The sequence below is a fragment of the Longicatena caecimuris genome, from assembly GCF_004341945.1.
Lineage (GTDB): Bacteria > Bacillota_I > Bacilli_A > Erysipelotrichales > Erysipelotrichaceae > Longicatena > Longicatena caecimuris.
The window spans coordinates 19,899-41,524 of sequence record NZ_SMBP01000011.1; the positions used below are offsets into that span (position 1 = coordinate 19,899).

Annotated in this window: 16 protein-coding genes; 2 read left to right on the forward strand and 14 right to left on the reverse strand. The window is 38.0% G+C overall.

The features are described 5' to 3' along the window. Positions 1–100: 100 nt before the first annotated feature. From EDD61_RS07650 to EDD61_RS07670, 5 genes are all read right to left on the reverse strand, one after another. Positions 101–775, reverse strand: a complete 675-nt coding sequence (locus tag EDD61_RS07650) for a DUF2238 domain-containing protein (RefSeq protein ID WP_008687883.1) — start codon at positions 773–775, stop codon at positions 101–103. Then, on the reverse strand, positions 756–2,246 hold the full coding sequence (locus EDD61_RS07655; protein WP_008687882.1) for a nicotinate phosphoribosyltransferase: 1,491 nt from the start codon (positions 2,244–2,246) through the stop codon (positions 756–758). The genes EDD61_RS07650 and EDD61_RS07655 overlap by 20 nt, the downstream gene beginning before the upstream one ends. Positions 2,247–2,251: 5 nt before the next feature. Beyond that, the gene (locus EDD61_RS07660; protein ID WP_132224885.1) at positions 2,252–2,875 is read right to left on the reverse strand and encodes a cysteine hydrolase family protein; all 624 of its coding nucleotides are present in this window, start codon (positions 2,873–2,875) and stop codon (positions 2,252–2,254) included. Between the two features lie 216 nt (positions 2,876–3,091). Continuing rightward, positions 3,092–5,203: a ferrous iron transport protein B gene (gene feoB / locus EDD61_RS07665; protein WP_132224887.1), complete on the reverse strand. Its 2,112-nt coding sequence runs from the start codon at positions 5,201–5,203 to the stop codon at positions 3,092–3,094. After that, the gene (locus EDD61_RS07670) at positions 5,203–5,427 is read right to left on the reverse strand and encodes a FeoA family protein (RefSeq protein ID WP_008687876.1); all 225 of its coding nucleotides are present in this window, start codon (positions 5,425–5,427) and stop codon (positions 5,203–5,205) included. Before EDD61_RS07670 ends, feoB begins: the two co-directional genes overlap by 1 nt. 182 nt (positions 5,428–5,609) lie before the next feature. On the opposite strand from EDD61_RS07670, the gene gdhA reads away from it, so the two are divergent. Then, entirely contained in the window at positions 5,610–6,941 is a 1,332-nt protein-coding gene (gene gdhA / locus EDD61_RS07675; RefSeq protein ID WP_132224889.1) for an NADP-specific glutamate dehydrogenase, read from the forward strand. 114 nt (positions 6,942–7,055) lie between these two features. Here the strand turns inward: gdhA and EDD61_RS07680 are convergent, their stop codons facing one another. The 3 genes from EDD61_RS07680 to gmk all read right to left on the reverse strand — a co-directional run bounded on the left by EDD61_RS07680 (position 7,056) and on the right by gmk (position 12,118). Continuing rightward, positions 7,056–8,087 (reverse strand): acyltransferase family protein, encoded by a 1,032-nt coding sequence (locus EDD61_RS07680; protein ID WP_132224891.1) that lies wholly within the window; start codon positions 8,085–8,087, stop codon positions 7,056–7,058. A gap of 57 nt (positions 8,088–8,144) precedes the next feature. Next, complete coding sequence (locus EDD61_RS07685; RefSeq protein WP_132224893.1) at positions 8,145–11,468, reverse strand: DEAD/DEAH box helicase; 3,324 nt, start codon at positions 11,466–11,468, stop codon at positions 8,145–8,147. Positions 11,469–11,542: 74 nt separating this feature from the next. Then, positions 11,543–12,118 carry a guanylate kinase gene (gene gmk, locus EDD61_RS07690; RefSeq protein ID WP_008687868.1) on the reverse strand — a complete coding sequence of 192 codons (576 nt, stop codon included), beginning with the start codon at positions 12,116–12,118 and terminating at the stop codon, positions 11,543–11,545. A 112-nt stretch (positions 12,119–12,230) separates the two neighbouring features. Here gmk and EDD61_RS07695 point away from each other — a divergent pair, with 112 nt between their 5' ends. Further along, positions 12,231–13,892 carry an Rqc2 family fibronectin-binding protein gene (locus EDD61_RS07695; RefSeq protein ID WP_132224895.1) on the forward strand — a complete coding sequence of 554 codons (1,662 nt, stop codon included), beginning with the start codon at positions 12,231–12,233 and terminating at the stop codon, positions 13,890–13,892. Positions 13,893–14,216: 324 nt separating this feature from the next. Here EDD61_RS07695 and asnA read toward each other — a convergent pair whose 3' ends face one another. From asnA to ilvA, 6 genes are all read right to left on the reverse strand, one after another. Beyond that, positions 14,217–15,233, reverse strand: a complete 1,017-nt coding sequence (gene asnA / locus EDD61_RS07700; RefSeq protein ID WP_008687865.1) for an aspartate--ammonia ligase — start codon at positions 15,231–15,233, stop codon at positions 14,217–14,219. Between the two features lie 187 nt (positions 15,234–15,420). After that, positions 15,421–17,085: a dihydroxy-acid dehydratase gene (ilvD, locus tag EDD61_RS07705; protein WP_128125151.1), complete on the reverse strand. Its 1,665-nt coding sequence runs from the start codon at positions 17,083–17,085 to the stop codon at positions 15,421–15,423. A 19-nt stretch (positions 17,086–17,104) separates the two neighbouring features. Next, complete coding sequence (ilvC, locus tag EDD61_RS07710; RefSeq protein ID WP_008687856.1) at positions 17,105–18,100, reverse strand: ketol-acid reductoisomerase; 996 nt, start codon at positions 18,098–18,100, stop codon at positions 17,105–17,107. 60 nt (positions 18,101–18,160) lie between these two features. After that, positions 18,161–18,646 (reverse strand): acetolactate synthase small subunit, encoded by a 486-nt coding sequence (ilvN, locus tag EDD61_RS07715; protein WP_008687854.1) that lies wholly within the window; start codon positions 18,644–18,646, stop codon positions 18,161–18,163. 12 nt (positions 18,647–18,658) lie between these two features. Next, the gene (ilvB, locus tag EDD61_RS07720) at positions 18,659–20,329 is read right to left on the reverse strand and encodes a biosynthetic-type acetolactate synthase large subunit (protein ID WP_008687852.1); all 1,671 of its coding nucleotides are present in this window, start codon (positions 20,327–20,329) and stop codon (positions 18,659–18,661) included. Positions 20,330–20,406: 77 nt separating this feature from the next. Next, positions 20,407–21,609, reverse strand: a complete 1,203-nt coding sequence (ilvA, locus tag EDD61_RS07725; protein ID WP_008687851.1) for a threonine ammonia-lyase — start codon at positions 21,607–21,609, stop codon at positions 20,407–20,409. Positions 21,610–21,626 lie beyond the last annotated feature (17 nt).

Sequence of the window (21,626 nt, forward strand, 5' to 3'; positions counted from 1 at the left end):
ATGAATTTCATGAAAATAACCAAAAAAACAAGAAAATAACCAAAAATATTTGCAACATCCAAGCCGTAGATGCATATCGCTTAATGAAGAAAAAAAGGCTTTACGCCTTCATTCTTGGTTTGATATTACGTTCATAAAATTTCTCATACACATTCGTAAAGAAATTACTTTTCCCACTCTTATAATACCTAACAATCAATAAGGTTAATAAGATACCGCCAACGGTAGCGCACATAACATCGGTAATCGTATCATGTACACCTTGTGTATAATGATTGATGCAATCGTTGTCAAAGAAGATCAACATCGCATATTCATAAAACTCCCATATTTCTCCAATCGCGATATTCACAGCATTAATAAACACTAAAAATAAAGTGAAATCTTTTTTTTCAGGAAAGGTATTACTTTTCCGAATGAAGAAAAACAGAATAACGGCTACTGTTGTAAACATCCAACCACTGGAAAAATGCAGAACCTTATCAAATCCTGTCAAAGAATACCAATGGAAACTGCTGCCGATCAATGACGCAAAATAGGTGAAAACAGTCGATATGATATAGATTTCATATACGGGTTGAAAATGCAATACCTTAAATAGGACAGGAACGATCAACGGTGTCAGCATTGCTACAAACCCCATGCCTAGCGCATTATAATCTTTGACCATAAAATTATGATAAAGGGCAAGAAACAACGTGATGATATAAACAGCAGCACAACCATAAAGCAGACGTTTCAAAAAACGTTCGCGTTTATTTATTGGCATTGACATGCTTAACATCCTCCAACATTTTAAGTTTTAGATCTAAGAGCTTTTTCGACAGATCCACATAGTATGTCTGTGGATATTCAAAGCGCAGAATTTCATCCCACATATGTGAGAATTCTGCTTCGCTGTAATCACGTATTGCGGATAATTCCGGCACATCATATACAAGCTCACCATTTATGAAAATTGGCTCTAATAAATCTTTTATGATATAGGTTCCAGCTGGAATCGTTTTATTTTTCCAACTGTTCATCTGATGATAAATAGTCAAATCCTGATTAGGATCAAGCACTTCTCCATGAACCGTCATGATATCACCAATAGCTTTCATCGTCTCTTTATCATATATCCGGTATAAATCCTTAAATGCCGGATTCGTTACTTTTTCGACATTTTCACTGACTTTGATTTTAGGAATCATTTTCTCATCTTCATAAACCGCACTCATTTTATAAACACCGCCGAACACTGGCGTGGATTTGCTGCACACAAGATTTTCGCCAACACCCATACTATTGATTTGGGCCCCTTGCGAAATCAAGGATTGTATCAAATACTCATCCAATGAATTGGACACAACGATGTTGCAGTCTTCCATTCCCGCCGCATCCAAAGCTTTACGAATCTTCTTAGACAAATATGCCATATCTCCAGAATCAATGCGCACACCCTGCATACGATAGCCATTAGGTTCCAAATATTCCTTAGCGACGCGAATCGCATTCGGCAGACCGCTTTTTAAAGTATCATAGGTATCTAGCAAAACGGTACAGCTATCCGGATATGTTTTTGCATAAGCTAAGAATGCATCATATTCATTATCAAAAGATTGAACAAAAGAATGTGCCATTGTACCTAAGACAGGCATACCAAATTTTTGACCGGCATATGTTGTTGCCGTACCTGCTACACCACCGATATAAGCAGCTCTTGCTCCATAATTGGCTGCATCAAAATTATGGGCACGGCGTGCACCGAATTCCATGATTGCTCTTCCCTTTGCAGCTTTGACAATTCTTCGTGCTTTTGTCGCAATTAAGGTTTGATGATTCACACATAAAAGCATTGCTGTTTCCAACAGCTGTGCTTCAATAATTTTTGCTCTTACACGAATTAATGGTTCATAGGGGAAGACTGGTGTTCCTTCTTTGATGGCATAAATATCACCCGTAAAGATAAAATGACGCAAATAATCTAAAAAGGCATCTGAAAATTTATGTAAGGAACGCAAATAGGCAATATCTTCATCTTCAAAATGAAGATTTTGAATATAGCCGATGATTTCTTCTAAGCCGGCAAATACAGCATATCCACCATTATCCGGATTCTTACGATAAAACAAATCAAAGGTTACGATACGCTCACGCGCTTCTGAATTAAAATAGCATTGGCTCATGGTCAATTCATAAAAATCCATGACCAAACTCAAGTTACGTTCATCTCGAAAATCAAACTTATAATCTAGACTTTTCATACAGCTTACCCTCTTTCTATCCTTGAAACCATTAAGATTCCATTACTCTCCATATTGCGGATACTATATTCATTATGCGTAACACACTCATGAACATTTTCGATATGAAAAGTATCAATACAATCAATAGGAATAATAATACGCATATCATCATAATTATGTTCATTTAACCAGGCATTCAAACACAGCGCAAATTGTAGGATACAAATATCGGTACAACAACCGGTGATGACAATATCCTGGTAATTCTGAATACGTTTTCCCAAAAATGCTTGAAAGTCTGGACATGTAAAGGTATTTGTGCTGTTTTTATGCATTACTTCATCTACATGAGGTTGTAATTCCTCAATGATTTCACTTTCACTTGTACCAATGACACAATGGCTTGGATAAGCATTAAATTCTCTTGTCTTTGGCGGATGGGCATCTGCGATAAAGATACACCGACACGCTTTATCTTGAAGCAAATGTTGGATATTCGCAGTGATATCATGAATTGCTTCATCATGTAATGCGCCTTCTTTTACAAATCCATTAATCATATCCACAACAAAAATGATTGGTTTTTGAAGCTTGTCCATCTGCATTGCTTGATACGAATTCAAAAAAGTTTCACTAACTCTTGCCATAAGAAAGATTCTCCTTTAAAAAATTTATTCTTTATCATTATAGTCTTTTTTTTCAAAATAGGAAACAAAAATCAAGGAATTGCTATTTGTTTTACGGTTTTATACATCATAAGGAAGGACAATTACTGTGAATAACAATCATCCTTCATCAAATAAGAAAAAATCAGGAAATTCCTGATTTCTTATACTCCTGCACAGCTTTCCTTTGTATTAGTATTAAAATAAAGAAAAGATCTGAAAGATAAGTAAGGAAACTAGATATGGTATTAATAACATACTGCCAATCGATATGCTCATCAGTTTCCATCCATATTCATGATACATCGCTTGCAAGGTCATAATACAAGGAATGCTTAATAAGACGTAAACCATAAAACAAAAAGCTCTAAGATTCGCATGTTCATCTGACCATAAGGATTGTATCATAGATACCTGGGCATCGTTATCCGGCTTCAGACGAATTTGTGGTCGGATGAAGGCAAAAATACTATCCGTTAATGCCGTTTGGGCATGTTTACCAATTGCCGCCATATCTTCCAGCGGCTGTAAGGATTGTTGTGTTTGTTCCTCTTTCAATGGATGGGAAAGCGTTTCAAAGTAGCCGACAATTGTTTCTTTCGCAATGATACCTCCAGGCAATGCTGCCACACATTCCCAACGATTGCCAAAGCCTAATGGCTCAAAAAGAGGCGCTACCTTCTGCGATATAGTTGCTAAATAACTAGTTGATACCTGTCCATTAGGGAAATAAGATAGACCCCATAAAATAACCATGGCCCATAAAACTATCCCAGTGGCTTTTTTGATATAACCTTTTACTTCCAAGACTACTTTGGCAAAGACCATGCGTAGTTTAGGAAGACGGTAAGGAGGCAGCTCTAAGATAAAGATAGCATCTTCTTTAAACGCCGTAAATCGTGAATAGACAAAGGCTAAGATAAGGGCCAAAAAGACACCTAATGCATACATGGTAACAATCATCAATCCGGCTTTGTGGGGAAAGAATGCCGCAGCGAATAAAACATAAATAGGTAAACGCGCTCCACATGACATAAAAGGGATTAATAAAGCACACATTTTTTTCTGTTTTTCATTATCTAAGGTGCGGGTAGAATAGATTGCCGGTACATTACAACCAAAGCCTAACAATAAGGACACAAAGCTTTTCCCACTTAAATGAAAACTTCGCATAGCTCGATCTAATAGAAAAGCAATGCGTGACATATAACCGCTTTCCTCTAGGATCGATAAGACCATGTAGAGAAAAGCCATTAAAGGAAGAAAAACCAGTACTCCGCCAACACCGGCAAGAATACCATCCAGAAGCAGTTTTTGCACTGCTATTGGTAAAAAACTTATTCCAACTGCCAGATATTTGTATAAAATGTCATGAATCAGATAATCAATAAAAGTCGTCCATGGGGCACTGGCTTGAAAAACAAATAACAATACTATTGTAAAAATAGCCAAAAAGATTGGCATACCAAGATATGGATGCAAAATCATACGATCAATGCGCCGTGATATTGCATAGCGTTGATGTTCATCTTGTTTTACATACTTCATAAAGGAATGAATGATCTCATAGCGGTGTTGCTGCATCGTTTTATCATCCAACCTTTGTGCAAACGCTTGTAATTCTATCTCTTGTATCCCCCAGTTTTTTAATTGCCGCCATGTTGCAGCATCCTTATGGATAAAACGCATACAAAGTCGATGCAATTCATCTTCTTCATAAACGCTATCTTTAGGAACTGCCTTTTCGATACGCTCAAACAACTGTATGTATACCTGTAATTCTTGTTTTTCTAACAATGGATAATAACAGACCTTTTGTTTCGTCATTTGGATGATTGCCTTTTTTACTTCTCCATAATGTTTTTTATCCAAAGCACTGTAAGGCAATATTGGTATTTGAAGGCGTCGCTGTAATGCATTCATATCGATGTGAATATGTTGTTTTTCTACTTCATCCATAAAATTAAACAATAAAAGCATGGGCAGCTGCAATTCACGCAATGACAAAGTGAGTAATAAATTTCTAGACAGGTTGGTTGCATCAAGCACATTTACGATGATATCTACGTGTGCTTCTTTTAGGAACTGTGTGGTTATACGTTCTTCATTCCCTATTGTTTCTAAACTGTAACAGCCGGGAAGATCAATAAAATGATATTGAGCATCTCCCCATGTGACGATGGCTTCTTTCTTTTCAACGGTAACACCTGGCCAATTCCCCACTTGGAAATGCGCATTACTTAACGCATTGATCCAGGCACTTTTCCCAACGTTTGGATTGCCTACAAAGGCCACCTGATACTGTTTCATTAAATCACCTCCACCTGAATGTTTTGAGCATCTTTTTTTCTTAGAATCAATTGATTGCCTTGTGCAAAATATAATATAGGATCCTTCATGGGCGCTTTTTGCAGCATCGTAAGGACGCCTCCTTCATAGATGCCTAAATAGAATAAACGTTTTTTATCTGTCTTTGACATTTCAATATGCTGAATTATAGCACGCTGCCCTTCCCGCATTTCACTTGCTTTCATCTTATCACCGCTATCATCGTAAGCGATGCAGGTTTCAAAATGCGTCGGAATAACACGAAATTATATGGTTCTATTTTTCATAAGAAATGAATATATTTTCAAAAATATGAAAAAATTAAATTTTTTATTTTCATTTTTTCTTTTTGCGTATATAATATAGGCAGGCTAAAAGGAGGAATACTATGGCTAAATTAGATTACATTAAAGAAGCTGTCATCAAACGCAACCCAAATGATGTGGAATTCATTCAGGCTGTTGACGAAGTATTACTTTCTCTGGAAAAGGTTGCAGAGAAACATCCGGAATATATAAAAAAAGGTGTATTTGAGCGCATCGTTGAGCCAGAACGTCAAATCATCTTCCGTGTGCCTTGGGTAGACGATCAGGGAAAACTACAAGTGAATCGCGGTTATCGCATTGAGTTTAACTCCGCTATCGGACCATACAAAGGTGGTCTTCGTTTTCATCCAAGCGTAAATATATCAATCATCAAATTCTTAGGATTTGAACAAATTTTCAAAAATTCTTTGACTGGACTGCCTATCGGCGGAGGCAAAGGCGGAAGTGATTTTGATCCAAAAGGAAAAAGTGATGCTGAAGTTATGCGCTTTTGTCAAAGTTTCATGACTGAATTATGCAAATATATCGGTCCTAACACAGATGTTCCAGCTGGCGATATTGGTGTTGGAGCACGTGAAATTGGATATATGTTTGGACAATATAAACGCATCCGCAATGAGTTTTGCGGAGTCTTGACCGGTAAAGGTTTGAAATGGGGCGGTTCTTTAGTAAGAACAGAGGCTACAGGTTATGGCCTTTGCTATTTTACAGAAGCTATGCTGCAAGATAAAGGTAACTCCTTTAAAGGAAAAAAAGTTGTTATCAGCGGTAGTGGAAATGTAGCTATTTATGCAGCGGAAAAAGCAACGATGCTAGGTGCCAAGGTCATCGCTATGAGTGACTCCAGTGGCTACATCATTGATGAAAACGGCATCAATTTAGATGTTATGAAAGAAATCAAAGAAGTTCGCCGCGGACGCATTTCTGAATATGCAAAAAGCGTGAAAGGTTCTGTTTTCCATAAGGATGGTCGTATTTGGAATACCCCTTGCGACATCGCACTCCCATGTGCTACGCAAAATGAATTAAACAAAGAAGATGCTGAAACATTAATCAAAAATGGTGTTATCGCCGTATGCGAAGGTGCTAATATGCCAACAACGCCAGATGCGATTGATGTACTGATGCAAAATCACATCCTGTTTGCTCCAGGTAAAGCAAGCAATGCCGGTGGTGTTGCCACTTCTGCATTAGAAATGTCACAGAATTCTTTGCGCCTTTCTTGGACAGCAGAAGAAGTGGATGCTAGATTAAAAGATATTATGGAAAACATTTATAAGACAGTGAGTGAAACAGCAAAAGAATATGACGCTCCTGATAATTTTATGGTTGGCGCAAATATTGCTGGTTTCATTAAAGTTGCGGATTCTATGATTGAACAAGGTATCGTTTAATCACCTATTCTAAAAAATCCCCTACACTTGCCCTTCGCTAGTTGGCAGTGCGGGGATTTTTTTTGAGCTTATGTATAAGACTTTTTTCAAATGGATGCTTAAATTTATGATTACCTATTTTGCTTTGGTTAATAGGGCATTTATCCATCGCCCGATTGTTTTATTATATGTATAACTAATGAAAGAACATAGCGCAAACGTAGCTAGGATTGCCCCTATCGCATATAAAATTAAACGATTATCGTTCGCATGTTCCGCACTATGAAATACCGTTTTCCATAAGAATGGTCGAATATATTCATTTTCATGAAGTAAATAAACACCGAAGGTTGTTGCGGCAATCGTATTTATCACCTTAGAATGCTTAATATTTAGATTTTTGAATCCTATAAATAAGAAGATTGAACAAAACAACATCGTGATGGAATCTATTCTTGCAAAATAAGTAGCATAATCACTAAAAATAGCAATTTTTGTACCAATGATATCAAATAGTACACAAGATCCTAAACAGAAAACATATCCTATTGCCCCAATCATTAAACTGTGATCAAAAACTTTATTTGTCAATGCATATAAACGTATTCGGGCAGCGATGATATATAACAGAAAAAACCACATAAGGGTAGATGTCATACGTGCTGCCATAAACGTAGGCAGAATCGAACATATGACGATTAACAATAAGATGAGATGATCCAATTCCCTTTTAGATAAAGCACAAATTAGTTTATTGATATATCCGGATAGCAAATACATCATGAAATAAGATGTCGCAAACCACCACATGTTATAAGGTATCGGAAAGATATTCTTTACGACTTCAAAGAAGTTGAAATCGGTACCGGCAATAGCAAATATAAGCATGATGATAATCGCATATATAGAAATATCCATCCACAGCTTCACCGCTTTTTTTACTTTGAATTCATTCTTTACCAAAAAATAACCACTGATCAATACGAATAAGTTAACGCCAAGCTGACCCCCATATGATAAAAATTGAATGAAGACGCTATTCATTGTTATCGTGGATGAAGGATATCGAAAACCACTATACAACGCAAAATGATGACATATGATCAACAACATGCTGATGATTCTTAAAATTTCAAAATTCGATAATCTTTCCATGGTTTTTTTCATAAACAAAATGTCCTTTCTGCTCTACAGGATACGAGCATGTTTCTTATTTGGAATGGCTTATTCCATATCAAAAAGGGAAACAATTTCATCATAAGACATATGATAAATACTGCCTTCATTTTCTTCTACAAAATGATCTGATAAATCTTTTTTCATCTTCTGCAATGTTTGTATTTTTTCTTCAATACTATCTTTCATAATCAGCTTGTAAACCTGTACATTCTGATTCTGACCGATGCGATACGCACGATCAGTTGCTTGATTTTGCGCAGACACATTCCACCATGGATCAAAATGTATAACAGCACTTGCTGCTGTCAAATTCAATCCGGTTCCCCCGGCCTTTAAAGATATTAGGAAAACATCTGTCAAACCATTTTGAAACTGCTGTACCATATCGCGGCGCTGTTGTTTTGTATTGTTGCCTGTCAGCTTCAAATAAGAAAAACGACGCTTGATAAGTTCCTCTTCCAAGATATCTAATACAGATGTAAATGATGAAAACAACAAGACTCTTTGATGATTTTCCCGTAAAGTTTCTAACAAATCCAAACAATATAGTAATTTACTACTTGCAGTAGTAATGTTCTCATATAGGATACGCGGTTCACAACAAATCTGACGAAGCCGCGTTAACATGGCAAGAATCGCAAATTTATCCGGACGTTCCATCTGCAGATGTTTGCTTAATGCTTGATTGACCTGAGATAAATTTGCCAAATATAGTTTCTTTTCAGTATCTTCAAATGGAATCATGAGCGTATGTTCAATTTTATCTGGTAACTCCTTTAAGACCTTGCTTTTGGTACGTCTTAAAATAAACGGTTCCACCATCTTTTTCAGTTTCATTTGTGTTTGCTCATCATGATTTTGTACAATATTCTTTTCGAAATGTGTTTGAAAATAATGATAATTAAACAAATATCCCGGCATTAAAAAATCAAAAATGCTCCATAATTCAGCTAATGTATTTTCAATCGGAGTACCACTCAATGCCAAGCGATGCACAGCTTTAAGCTGCTTCACACATTCCGCATTTTTCGTCTTTTGATTCTTAATGAACTGTGCTTCATCTAATACAAGATAGTAAAAATGAATGGTTTCATACTGTGTAATATCACGTTTTAAATAATCATAAGATGTTATCAATACATCATATTGTGAGAAAGATGCTATTTGCATGCATCTTTCTTTGGCATTTCCCATAATGCATTGTACACGCAAATCCGCCTGAAATTTCTGCAATTCATCTTCCCAATTTAACACCAAAGAGCTTGGAGTAACAATCAAGGAAACCTGTCCTTCTTGCTTCATTGTTTCTAATAAAGCAATGACCTGCAAAGTTTTTCCTAAGCCCATATCATCTGCTAAAATACCACCGAAATGATAATGGTGCAATGTCTGCATCCATTTCACACCTTCTTTTTGATAATCACGCAGCACATGTTCATAACGAGAAGCAATGTCCGCTAGCTTGATATCCTTTTTGTGATATTGTGAAAGATAATCTACATAGCTTTGCTTCGCTGTAATATCGACATCATGATCTTGCTGTAAAACATCTTCCATATGAAAGCTGCGATATGCTGGCATTTGTACACTGCCTTTTTTAATATCTTTTAAATCAATTGCTAAATCATCTAATAAAGCATTGGTTTCTTCTAGCTCTTTTCCTTCTAAAGATAATAAGCGTCCATCCATCAGACGATAATATTTCCGTCTCTTTCGATATGCCCTTAAAATATCATATAACTCATCCGCTGTAACATCAACACTGGCAATATCAATCTGTAAAAGATCATTTGACATGCCAATGCCAACACTTACATGCATGGCCATAGGTTCATTGATGCTCTTTAACGCATCGGATACAAAGATATCACAATAACGGCTTAAGTATGGTAAGCCTTCCTGTAGAAAGACTAATGTTGTATCCTGCTGTTGGCTTAGATAAGCAACATGTCCATCATAATCAATCGTTTGTGCATATGCCTGTACGCATTCACATACCAACTGTACATGCAAAAGTTGCTCCTTCACCGTATCATCAAAGCCATTCACTATGGTACCATCAGGCATGTGTGCTTTGATGCGGATACTAATTAATCCTTGCTCATCCATATCCGCAAATAGCTGTATATAGTCTTCTTCCATATAAACAGGCAGACATTCTTTATTCTTCACCGTAAGATAGCCTTTACACTGTTTTATGATATGGCCTTGAAAACGACGAATATCGTTTTTACCAATCCAAAAATCTTCTTCTAGTAGTTGTTTTAATAAAGAAACGCTGTAATGATTCATCGTTTTACGAATCAGCGTCTTTTCCTTAATTTTATACACATGCTCTTTCCCCAAGATCATATTGCGTTTGGGGCTTAACAGAACAATCTGATAATCCTCATCCTTAGGAAGTATTTCAATGCACATCTTTCCTTTTTCTTCCACAAGATTAAAATCACGAAACTCCCTTGGTATATCCAGCATCTTGTCATAAAAAGCATCCAGTTTTTCTTCTTGTATCCGCATTTCACGTCCTGAATAATAATAAAGATGATCGGACATATTATCCTTTAACAGTTGAATAAGCTCTTGTGATGTTACATCAAATTGCTCCATCGTATGAGTAAAAGCTAGCTCTTTTCCATAACTGATATATTCTTCATGAGCGATAGCTTCCAGAAATTCCTGTATTCTCTTAACGATGTACATGCGTTTACGGCCTTTGCCAATTTTTAATGAAATATAGCAATCCCTTAAATGACTTCCATATTCACTACCTATATTCTCTAACTGCACATATAAATGGATATCCTGATGTCCTTGCAGAATGGGAAACTGTTGATCCTTATGCCACTGCTCATCCAGCCATTCATGCGCTTTCTCCATAAGACGCTTACGCTGTTCAAGTTCTAATTGACGCCGATATTCCTCGTATTCACGCAACCGTCTTGCCTTACGTTCTTCATATCGCTGTAATAGGCTATTTTGCTGTTTTTGCTCTTCTTCATTATTTCTGGTTTGCTGATATTCCTGATAACGAAGTAAGAATTTCTGTCTTTGAAAATGATAAGGGAACATACATGGCTCCATAATAGAGATGATCATCAACACTTCACCAACGTGAGCACAGCCACTTTCTTGCGTACAAAAAGGGCAACTACATTCATATGCCGTCACATGATAATTTTCATCTATGGTAATGGTAATATGATTACTATAAACATCCTGATTTATATGGGCATCCACATGATATTGTCCGGATGCATCACATAAAACGACCATGCTTTCTATATCAGCAGCCTTCAGATATTTCTTTGCCAAAGTATAATTTTGTACATTACTAACGACACGTTTTATTTCCTCTTTCGTTATCTGCATATATACCCTCCATGCGCTTCTTGTAGGATACTCAAATGTTTAATAAAACGCACATGAACCATGTGCGTATAAAGTTATTTATTATCCGTTTCCATGTGACGTCTAATGATCGAACTGATTAATTCTGCAGCCAATTTAGGGTCATCATTACAAACAATATATTTATAATTATTCACCATCTTCATTTCTTTTCCAGCTTTCGCCAAACGCTGCTGTACAACCTCTTCTGGCTCACTTCGACGACCGCGAATTCGATTTTCCAATTCTTCCATACTCGGTGGAATAATAAATATTGTTAAAGCATCTGGACATTTTTCTTTTACTTGCGTAGCCCCCTGCACTTCGATTTCCAAAAGGACATTTTTTCCTTCATTGCGCAGTTTTTCTACCTGTGACATGGGAGTGCCATAATAATTGCCAACAAATTCAGCCCATTCTAAAAGTTCACCATGTTGGATTGCCTCTTCAAATTTTTCCTTCGTAGTGAATATGTAATCAACGCCATCCTGTTCACCAGCTCTTGGTGATCTTGTCGTCATGGAAATGGAATATGCCAATTTCAATGACGCATCATTCATAAAGTAATTACGCACGGTTCCCTTTCCTACTCCACTAGGACCACTGATAATAATTAACAGACCTTTTTTCATTTGCACACCCTCTATTCTTTATACTTATTTTACTAGTAGTGATTTCGCTTGTCAAACATGTTTTCGCTATTTTCTGCTTTTATGCTATAATGTTACTCACGAGGTGATAAGCATGGCAATTGATGGATTATTATTAAGACAGTTACGAATAGAAATAGCGCAAGCTTTACCAGCTAAATTATTAAAATTGCAACAAATAAGTGATACTGAATTATTATTTACATTACGTACCCAAACAGGCAATCAAAAACTGTTAATCTCTTTGCACAGCGTTTATAATCGTATAAATTTCACAAAAGAATCCTATACGACAATGGAGGTTCCCAGCAACTTTTTAATGTTGTTGCGAAAACAGATTGATGGCGGCATCCTCCATACCATAGAACAGCTTGGTCTTGACCGTATCCTCCATATGGAGTTGGAAGCACGCAACGAATTAGGTGATATTCATAAAAAGCACTTATATATTGAATTAATGGGCAAATATGCCAATATCATTTTGGTAGATGAAGATGGACGCATCGTTGATGCCTTAAAACGTATCCCGCCGTTTGAAAACAGTAAACGTACCATTTTACCCGGTGCAGTATTTACCTTGCCAGAGCCACACAGTAACAAACAAGACCCATATCATCACGGACCATTTGATGCCGAAGAATCTTTCAGCAAACAGTTTCATGGCTTTTCCCCACTCTTGTCTAAAGAGGTACAATACCGCATGCACAAAGGTGAGGCATTCAACGATATTTTAAAGAAGATTCACGATTCCAACACTTTATATATTAGCGATGTTAAAGATCAGGTTTATTTTCATTGTATTCCACTTACACATCTAACAGATACGTATCGTCAATATCCTTTAATGCATGGCATGGATATTCTGTTTTATGAAAAAGAAGAAAAAGTGCGCATCAAACAACAAAGTCAAGATTTATATCGCAGTGTCAAACGCGAGTTGCATAAAAACACCTCAAAGCTCCCAAAACTTAAGCAATCTTTAGCTGAATCTATGGATTGTGATAAATATCGAGAATATGGGGATTTATTATTTGCTTATATGCATGAAATTGAGAAACAACCGATAATTACGCTGCCCTCTTTTGAAACAGGAGAAGAGATTGCGATTCCTATCGATATGCGTTTTGATATAAAAGGTAATGCCAATCGCTGGTATCAGAAATATCATAAAAGCAAACGAGCACAGAGTATTTTAAGGGAACAAATCGCTTTGTGTGAGAAAGAAATTGCATATTTTGAGGCTATGGAAACGCAATTATCGCAAGCTGGTGTTCAAGATGCCATTGAGATACGGGAAGAATTGGTAAAACAAGGGTATTTACGTGCACAGAAAAGTCGTATCCGGAAAAAGAAAAAGCAAGAGCTTCCTCATTATGAAACGTTTCTATTTGATGATTATCGCATATATGTAGGTAAAAACAATTTGCAGAATGACTATGTCACATGGAAACTCGCACGAAAAAAAGATACATGGTTGCACGCAAAAGATTTGCATGGTGCTCATGTCATCCTTACTTTAGAACAGCCAAATGAAGCTGCTTTACGGACTGCGGCCATGTTAGCTGCCTGGTATTCTATCGGGCGCTATTCCTCCAGTGTTCCAATCAATTACTGCCAACAACGACAATTAAAAAAGATTCCTGGCAATAAAGGAAGCTTTGTATCCTTAACGACCTATAAGACCATTTATATCGATCCAGATGCAGCCGTCATTCAACGATTGCTAGATGAACACAGAGAAAACAAAAGAAAATAGCTTTTTCACGGCATTGTCAGCTAAAATCCATGCTGTTGATTAGAGCATGCTATGAATAAAAAATCATACAGTGTAAAACAACAAAATGAATATGCTAGTAAAAATGCTATCCTACTTAAGAACACATCAAAAAAGTGAACAGGATACGATCATGTGTCCTCTTCACTTTTTTTCACTAGCTTTATCTTTACCAAAACACACAGTGCTATTGTTCCAACCTTTATTTACGTAAGCACTTTTTAAACCATCATACTATGAATTAAAATAGCAATGATAGTTACTATCATATGCAATAATATGCCTCTCAAATATTGATACTTATCACTATAATAAATATATATGATGTCGTTCACATTCGGCAATCATATCATCGCTCCACTGTGATACCTGCACCTCACCGATATGTGCTTTATTTAAAAGAATCAAACATATTCTTGATTGCCCAATCCCTCCACCTATTGTAAGCGGCAATTCATCATGTAACAACATTTGATGATAAGGCAAAGTTAAACGTTCTTCACAATCAGCTTTTTTCAGCTGTTCTTGTAGTGCCTTAGCATCTACACGAATGCCCATACTGCTAATTTCGACAGCACAATCCAAAATAGGATAGTAAATAAGAATATCTCCATTTAATGACCAGTCATCATAATCCGGTGCACGTCCATCATGTTTCTGCCCACTGGATAAAATATCGCCAATTTGCATGATACATACTGTTTTATGTTCCTTTGTAATCGTATATTCTCTTTCTTTAGGCGTCATATCCGGATAGCGATCTTCGAGTTCTTGTGCGGTAATAAAATACACATCCTCGCGTATAAACGGTTCTAAATTTTCAAAGATGATATCCAATTCTTTCTCTGTTTCTTTAAGCGCCTTCATAATATTACGCACTGTCATTTTTAGGAAATCAAGATTACGATCATGACGATCGATAATTTTTTCCCAATCCCACTGATCAACATATGTGGAGTGCAGATTATCCAAATCTTCATCACGACGGATGGCATTCATATCCGTATAAATACCTTTTCCATAGCCGATATGATAACGTTTTAATGCCATTCGCTTCCATTTAGCAAGTGAATGGACAATCTCCATTTCATCTTCATCAATCTCTTTAATATCAAAGCCTACTGGACGCTCAACACCATTTAAATTATCGTTTAATCCACTACTTTTTCTTACATACAGCGGCGCCGAAATGCGCATAAGATTCAAATGATGAGCCAATCTACGTTCAAATAAATCTTTTACATATTTAATGGCAACCTCTGTTGAGATGACATCTAATTTATTTTCATAATGTGATGGAAGGATCAAATCCTTAACTGCCATACTATCAACTCACTTTCATGTCTTTTATTATACCGCATTTATGTTACAAAATATATCTTTTTTTGAAATTTTTTACAATCAATTTTTACATATGTTTCATCCACTTTCTTACTATATGCAACAACCTCTTTCATCATGCCAGAGAAAAAGCAAACAGTCTCAATTATACTGTCTGCTTCTTATTTTCTTATTTTAAAACAGCACCTTCATCCGCCGAAGTTACAAGATGTGCATAGCGATACAGCCAGCCTTCTTTGATTTTCGCTTCTGGTTTCACCCAAGCATCCATCCGTTTTTGCATTTCTGCTTCATCAATCATCAGATTGATCTTACCGGCATTGATATCGATGCTGATGGTATCTCCCTCTTGAATGATGGCAATCGGGCCATGCGCTGCGGCTTCCGGTGATACATGTCCGATAGCTGCCCCACGAGTTGCCCCAGAGAATCTTCCATCCGTAATCAAAGCGACTTCTTTATCCAGTTTCATACCAGCCAATGCACTTGTTGGATTCAGCATCTCTCGCATGCCCGGTCCACCTTTTGGTCCTTCATAGCGGATAACGACAACATCGCCTTTGACAATTTTTCCCTGATAAATAGCATCAATAGCATCTTCTTCACTATCAAAGACACGGGCACGTCCTGTATGCACCAACATACTAGGATCCACAGCGCTGCGCTTTACCACACAGCCTTTTGGTGCTATGTTACCAAATAATACGGCAATGCCACCAGTAGGTGAATTAGGTGTATCAATATCCTTGATGATCTTATGATCTAAATTGACAGCCTTAGCTAAATTTTCTTTGATTGTCTTGCCAGTTACGGTCATTAAAGAATCATCAATCAATTGTTTCTTCTGCAATTCTTTCATAACTGCCTGTACGCCACCGGCACGATACAAATCTACGATATGATCCGGTCCGGCAGGTGCTAATTTACACAGATTTGGAGTTTTTTGTGATACCTCATTGATTATATCCAGATCAATATCCACATGCGCTTCTTTCGCAATGGCCAAAAGATGTAAGACCGTATTTGAGGAACAGCCTAATGCCATATCACAAGCCAATCCATTACGTAAAGCCTGCTCATTTATGATATCTCTAGGCTTGATATCTTTTTCTACCATATCCATGATTGCCATACCGGCTTTTTTAGCTAACTGCATGCGAGCCGAATAAACGGCTGGTATGGTGCCATTGCCAGGCAAGGCAATTCCCAACACTTCACATAGACAGTTCATCGAATTCGCTGTAAACATACCGGAACAAGATCCACATCCTGGACAAGCATTTTGTTCAATGTACGTCAATTCTTCTTGATCAATCAGTCCTGCTTTTTTCGCTCCTACCGCTTCAAACATGGTCGATAAACTCATATCTTTGCCTTTATCATTACCAGGCAGCATCGCTCCTCCACTCATGACTACAGCTGGCAGATTCACGCGCAAAGCGCCCATCAACATACCAGGAACAATCTTATCACAATTCGGTACAAGTACCAAACCATCAAACCCATGCGCATTAGCCATGGTTTCTACACTATCCGCAATCAATTCACGAGATGCTAAGGAGTACTTCATTCCAATATGCCCCATGGCAATACCATCACATACACCAATGCTAGGTACCATGATTGGCGTACCACCTGCCATGCGAATACCGGCTTTCACGGCCTCGCTAATCTTATCCAAATGCAAATGTCCCGGAACAATTTCACTATACGCACTGACAACACCGATCAAGGGACGATTTAATTCTTCTTCGGTTAATCCCAAAGCATAGAAGAGGGAGCGCTGCGGCGCGCAGGCATCTCCCTTTAAAACTCGATCACTTGCTCTACTCATCCTTCTTCACCTGCTCTTCTTATTTTTTTAACCAGCTCATCATCTTACGCAGCTGTGCACCAACCTTTTCTGATGGATGCTGGGCATGGACACGGCGCATTGCCAAGAAGTGAGCACGGCCTGCGGATTTATTTTCGGTAATCCAATTACCAGCAAAGGTTCCATCCTGAATCTCAGCTAATACTTTCTTCATTTCTTTTCTTGTATCTTCGGTAATCAAACGTTTACCAGTTACATAATCACCATATTCCGCAGTATCAGAAATTGAATAACGCATCATTGCAAAACCACCGCTATTAATCAAATCAACAATCAGTTTCATTTCATGGATACATTCAAAATATGCCATTTCCGGTTCATAACCGGCTTCAACCAACGTATCAAAACCAGCCTGCATCAATTCACAGACACCACCACATAAGACAGCTTGTTCACCGAATAAATCAGTTTCTGTTTCTTCTTTAAAGGTAGTTTCTATGATGCCGGCACGACCAGCACCGATTCCACTTGCATAAGCCAATGCATATTCACGTGCTTTACCGGTTGCATCCTGATGGATGGCAATCAAAGAAGGTACCCCTCTTCCTTCTAAATACTGACTGCGAACGGTATGTCCCGGACCTTTTGGGGCACACATGGTAACATCGACTCCTTCCGGTGCGACGATCTGATTAAAATGAATTGCAAAACCATGGGCAAACATCAACATATTGCCTTCTTCCAAGTTTGGTTTAATATCCTTTTCATAAATATCCGGCTGATTCTGATCCGGAGCCAAGATCATTACAACATCGCCTGCTTTTGCGGCATCTGCGGTATCCATAACTGTTAAGCCAGCTTCTTCTGCTTTGGCACGACTCTTAGAGCCTGGTCGCAAACCTACAACGACCTTGACACCACTATCCTTCAAGTTTTGCGCATGCGCATGTCCCTGACTGCCATATCCGATAATAGCAACCGTTTTTCCTTTCAATAAATCCAAATTACAATCTGCATCATAATACACCTTTACCATATCTTTTTCCTCCTGTTCTGGTAATTCCTATCTTATAGCATCAAAAGATGCTTGAAAAGACTAATCGTTTCTGGATAATTCCATCGCCACACCACCGGTGCGGCTGATTTCCACAATCTTATAATCCTGTAATTCTTCAATGAAATAATCAATGCTTGCCGGTGTATCTGTCAATTCCACGACACAACATCCCTTTTCGATCAACTGACAGCGTCCTCCAAAATCTTTTACTGCTTTTAAGAAGTTATCCTTTTGATCTTTATTTACCTCAACCTTGATCAATACAACTTCACGGATAAACAGTAGATCCTCTGGTATCTCTTCAACTTTTTTAACATCCTCTAATTTGGCCAGTTGCAATTTGATTTGATTGATGATTCCCTCATCTCCGCGTGTTGTAATCGTAATACGCGAAAACTTAGGATTTTCCGTTTCACCAACCGATAAAGTATCAATATTAAAGCCTCGTTGTCCAAATAGATTGGTCACTCTGGTCAGCACACCGAAGTGATTTTCCACAAGTAATGAGATTACTCTTCTCTCCATTCTGTCCACCTCCTAGTTTCCATATAAGATGATATCCTTACCACTTTTTCCCGGTGGAATGATCGGATATACACAATCATCTTTATCGATCCAACAATCGACGATGCATGGCACTTTACTGCTCAATGCTTCTTTCATAACCGGTTCAATATCCTGATGTGTTTTAATACGTAACCCTTTCCCGCCAAATGCTTCTGCAAGCTTGACATAATCTGTCTTACGTTCAATGCTTGTATTTGAATAGCGATGGTCATAAAATAAGGTTTGCCATTGTCGTACCATACCAAGTACGGTGTTATTAAAAATCAGAATAACAATTGGCAACTGTTCACTGACAGCTGTTGCCATCTCATTCATATTCATATGGAAACTGCCATCTCCACTTACCAATATAACCGGACGATGTGGATTTGCGACCTTTGCGCCAATAGCTGCGCCCATACCATAGCCCATGGTTCCTAAACCACAAGAGCTAATAAAACTACGCGGACGTGAAAATTGATAATATTGCGCCATGATCATTTGATGTTGACCAACATCTGTCGCTATGATGGCATCTTCTCCGACAATATTGTGTAAGGTCAAAGCTAAATCGCGTGGATCTACTTTATCATCACCTCTAGGTTTTGGTAAGTCTTTCTTATCTTTAAAAGCTTTTAAAGTATCTGTCCACTCTTTATGCTTTGTTTCCGGCATACGGGCAATCATTTTTTTCAATATATAGCGAGCATCGCCAACGATCGAAATATCGGTTGCGACATTCTTAGAAATTTCTGAAGCATCGATATCAAAATGAATAATTTTGGCATCCTTACCGAATTCTTTACGATTGCCTGCTACACGATCAGAAAAACGCGCACCGATGGCAATGATCAAATCGGTATTCAAAGTTGCATAATTAGAAACAGGGGTTCCATGCATACCAATCATGCCTAAGTATAAATCATAATCATAAGGTACGGAGGATAATCCCATCATGGAACAGCATACTGGTATATCCATGTGTTTAGAAAATTTCAATAGCTCTCTTGTTGCATTTGAGCTGATCACACCACCGCCGGCATAGATCATTGGCCGCTTAGCCTGCCGAATCGCTTCCAATGCTTCTTCAAATTTTGCATCATCAACCTTTGGCAGCTTACGAATCCGATATCTTGGCAGTTTTACATATTCAGTAAGCGCCGCTGTGACATCTTTTGGAATATCAATCAAGACCGGTCCTTTTCTTCCTGAATTGGCAATTACAAATGCTTTTCTTACGACATATGCCAGATCTTCAACATTTTGTACGATAAAATTATGCTTTGTGATTGGCATCGTGATTCCAGCAATATTCACTTCTTGAAAGGAATCTCTCCCTAATAAATCATTCGGCACATTACCTGTAATGGCAACAACAGGAATACTATCCATATAAGCTGTCGCAATTCCCGTAACTAAATTCGTAGCACCCGGGCCACTGGTTGCCAAGCACACACCGGTTTTCCCGGTACTTCTGGCATAACCATCGGCGGCATGCGCAGCACCTTGTTCATGTGATGTAACAATATGATGTATATCATCACTTCGCTCATATAAAGCATCATAAATATTTAAAACGGAACCTCCTGGATATCCAAATATGGTATCCACTCCTTGATCAATTAAGGCTTGTATCAGTATTTGCGAACCATTCATCTTCATGTGTGTAAACCTCCTCACAACTTTCCCTTACCATCTTTATCCTTAATAACACCTTAAAAACGGGTTATCATCAATTATTATTCCATTGTAATTTCATAACCTTTCTGTTTTAATGCTTTGATTAACGCATCCCCATGTTCTTTACTGGAAACCTCAACGGCCACATGGATAATTGTTTCATTCAAATTCAAATCCGCTTGAATGCGATCATATTGAACCTCAATGATATTGGCATTTGCCTCTTTGACGATATGAGCAAAATGTTCCAGACTTCCCGGTACATCTAACATTAATGTTTTAAACTTTATATTACGACCTCGTGTTACAAGGCCTTTTTCTACGACCTTATGAATAAAGGAAACATCAATATTACCTCCGGACAACACACAAACGACACGTTTTGCGGTAACATCCATCTTATGATTCAGCACCGCTGCTAAAGAACTCGCTCCGGCCGGTTCTACTACCAACTTTTCGCGTTCTAACAAAAGCAGTATCGTTGCGGCAATCTCGTCATCACTGACACTCACCATTTCATCGACATTTTCCTGTATGAGCTTTACTGTTTTTTCACCGGGGTTCATAACAGCAATTCCATCCGCAATCGTATTGACACGTTTTGTTGAGCAATGCTTCTTTTGCTGAAACGATTGAACGATTGCATCAGCGCCTTCCGCCTGTACCCCGACAATTTTGATGCGCGGATTGATTTGTTTTGCATAATAGCTAATACCGGCAAGTAATCCGCCTCCTCCCGCAGGAACAACGATCATATCGACATTAGGTAAATCATGACAGATTTCATAAGCAATTGTACCTTGTCCAGCGATCACATCCTCATCATCGAAAGGATGAATAAAGGTTGCCTTTTTTTCTTTTTGTAAACGCAAGGCCTCTTCATAACATTCATCATAATTATCACCAGCGAGCACGACATCAGCACCATACCCTTTGGTTGCCAACACCTTCGCAATCGGTGTGCTTTTGGGCATAACGATCGTTGCATGCATACCTAGCTTACTGGACGCATAACTGACCCCCTGTGCATGGTTTCCAGCTGAGCTCGCTATGACCTCGTTGGTTTTTCCCTCTTCTTTCAATTTCGCCAATTTATTAAATGCTCCGCGAACCTTAAAGGAGCCTGTCTTCTGACGATTTTCACATTTTAGAAATAAATCACAGCCGCTCATCGCCGAAAAAGTTTTCGAGCTTGTGACCTTAACGTTATGGATATTCCCCTGCAACCTCGCGGCTGCCATCTCGACTTCCTTGCTATTCATAAGACTTCCTCCTATTT

Coding starts and splice junctions, on each gene's coding strand:
- asnA (WP_008687865.1), bottom strand. CDS start 15,233: ATGGCAGTTAAGGATTTGATCCTTCCATCACATTATGAAAATAAATTA.
- ilvB (WP_008687852.1), bottom strand. CDS start 20,329: ATGAAGATGAATGGTTCGCAAATACTGATACAAGCCTTAATTGATCAA.
- EDD61_RS07695 (WP_132224895.1), top strand. CDS start 12,231: ATGGCAATTGATGGATTATTATTAAGACAGTTACGAATAGAAATAGCG.
- ilvA (WP_008687851.1), bottom strand. CDS start 21,609: ATGAATAGCAAGGAAGTCGAGATGGCAGCCGCGAGGTTGCAGGGGAAT.
- EDD61_RS07650 (WP_008687883.1), bottom strand. CDS start 775: ATGTCAATGCCAATAAATAAACGCGAACGTTTTTTGAAACGTCTGCTT.
- ilvC (WP_008687856.1), bottom strand. CDS start 18,100: ATGGTAAAGGTGTATTATGATGCAGATTGTAATTTGGATTTATTGAAA.
- gmk (WP_008687868.1), bottom strand. CDS start 12,118: ATGAAAAAAGGTCTGTTAATTATTATCAGTGGTCCTAGTGGAGTAGGA.
- EDD61_RS07685 (WP_132224893.1), bottom strand. CDS start 11,468: ATGCAGATAACGAAAGAGGAAATAAAACGTGTCGTTAGTAATGTACAA.
- EDD61_RS07680 (WP_132224891.1), bottom strand. CDS start 8,087: ATGAAAAAAACCATGGAAAGATTATCGAATTTTGAAATTTTAAGAATC.
- EDD61_RS07660 (WP_132224885.1), bottom strand. CDS start 2,875: ATGGCAAGAGTTAGTGAAACTTTTTTGAATTCGTATCAAGCAATGCAG.
- feoB (WP_132224887.1), bottom strand. CDS start 5,203: ATGAAACAGTATCAGGTGGCCTTTGTAGGCAATCCAAACGTTGGGAAA.
- EDD61_RS07655 (WP_008687882.1), bottom strand. CDS start 2,246: ATGAAAAGTCTAGATTATAAGTTTGATTTTCGAGATGAACGTAACTTG.
- ilvN (WP_008687854.1), bottom strand. CDS start 18,646: ATGGAGAGAAGAGTAATCTCATTACTTGTGGAAAATCACTTCGGTGTG.
- EDD61_RS07670 (WP_008687876.1), bottom strand. CDS start 5,427: ATGAAAGCAAGTGAAATGCGGGAAGGGCAGCGTGCTATAATTCAGCAT.
- gdhA (WP_132224889.1), top strand. CDS start 5,610: ATGGCTAAATTAGATTACATTAAAGAAGCTGTCATCAAACGCAACCCA.
- ilvD (WP_128125151.1), bottom strand. CDS start 17,085: ATGAGTAGAGCAAGTGATCGAGTTTTAAAGGGAGATGCCTGCGCGCCG.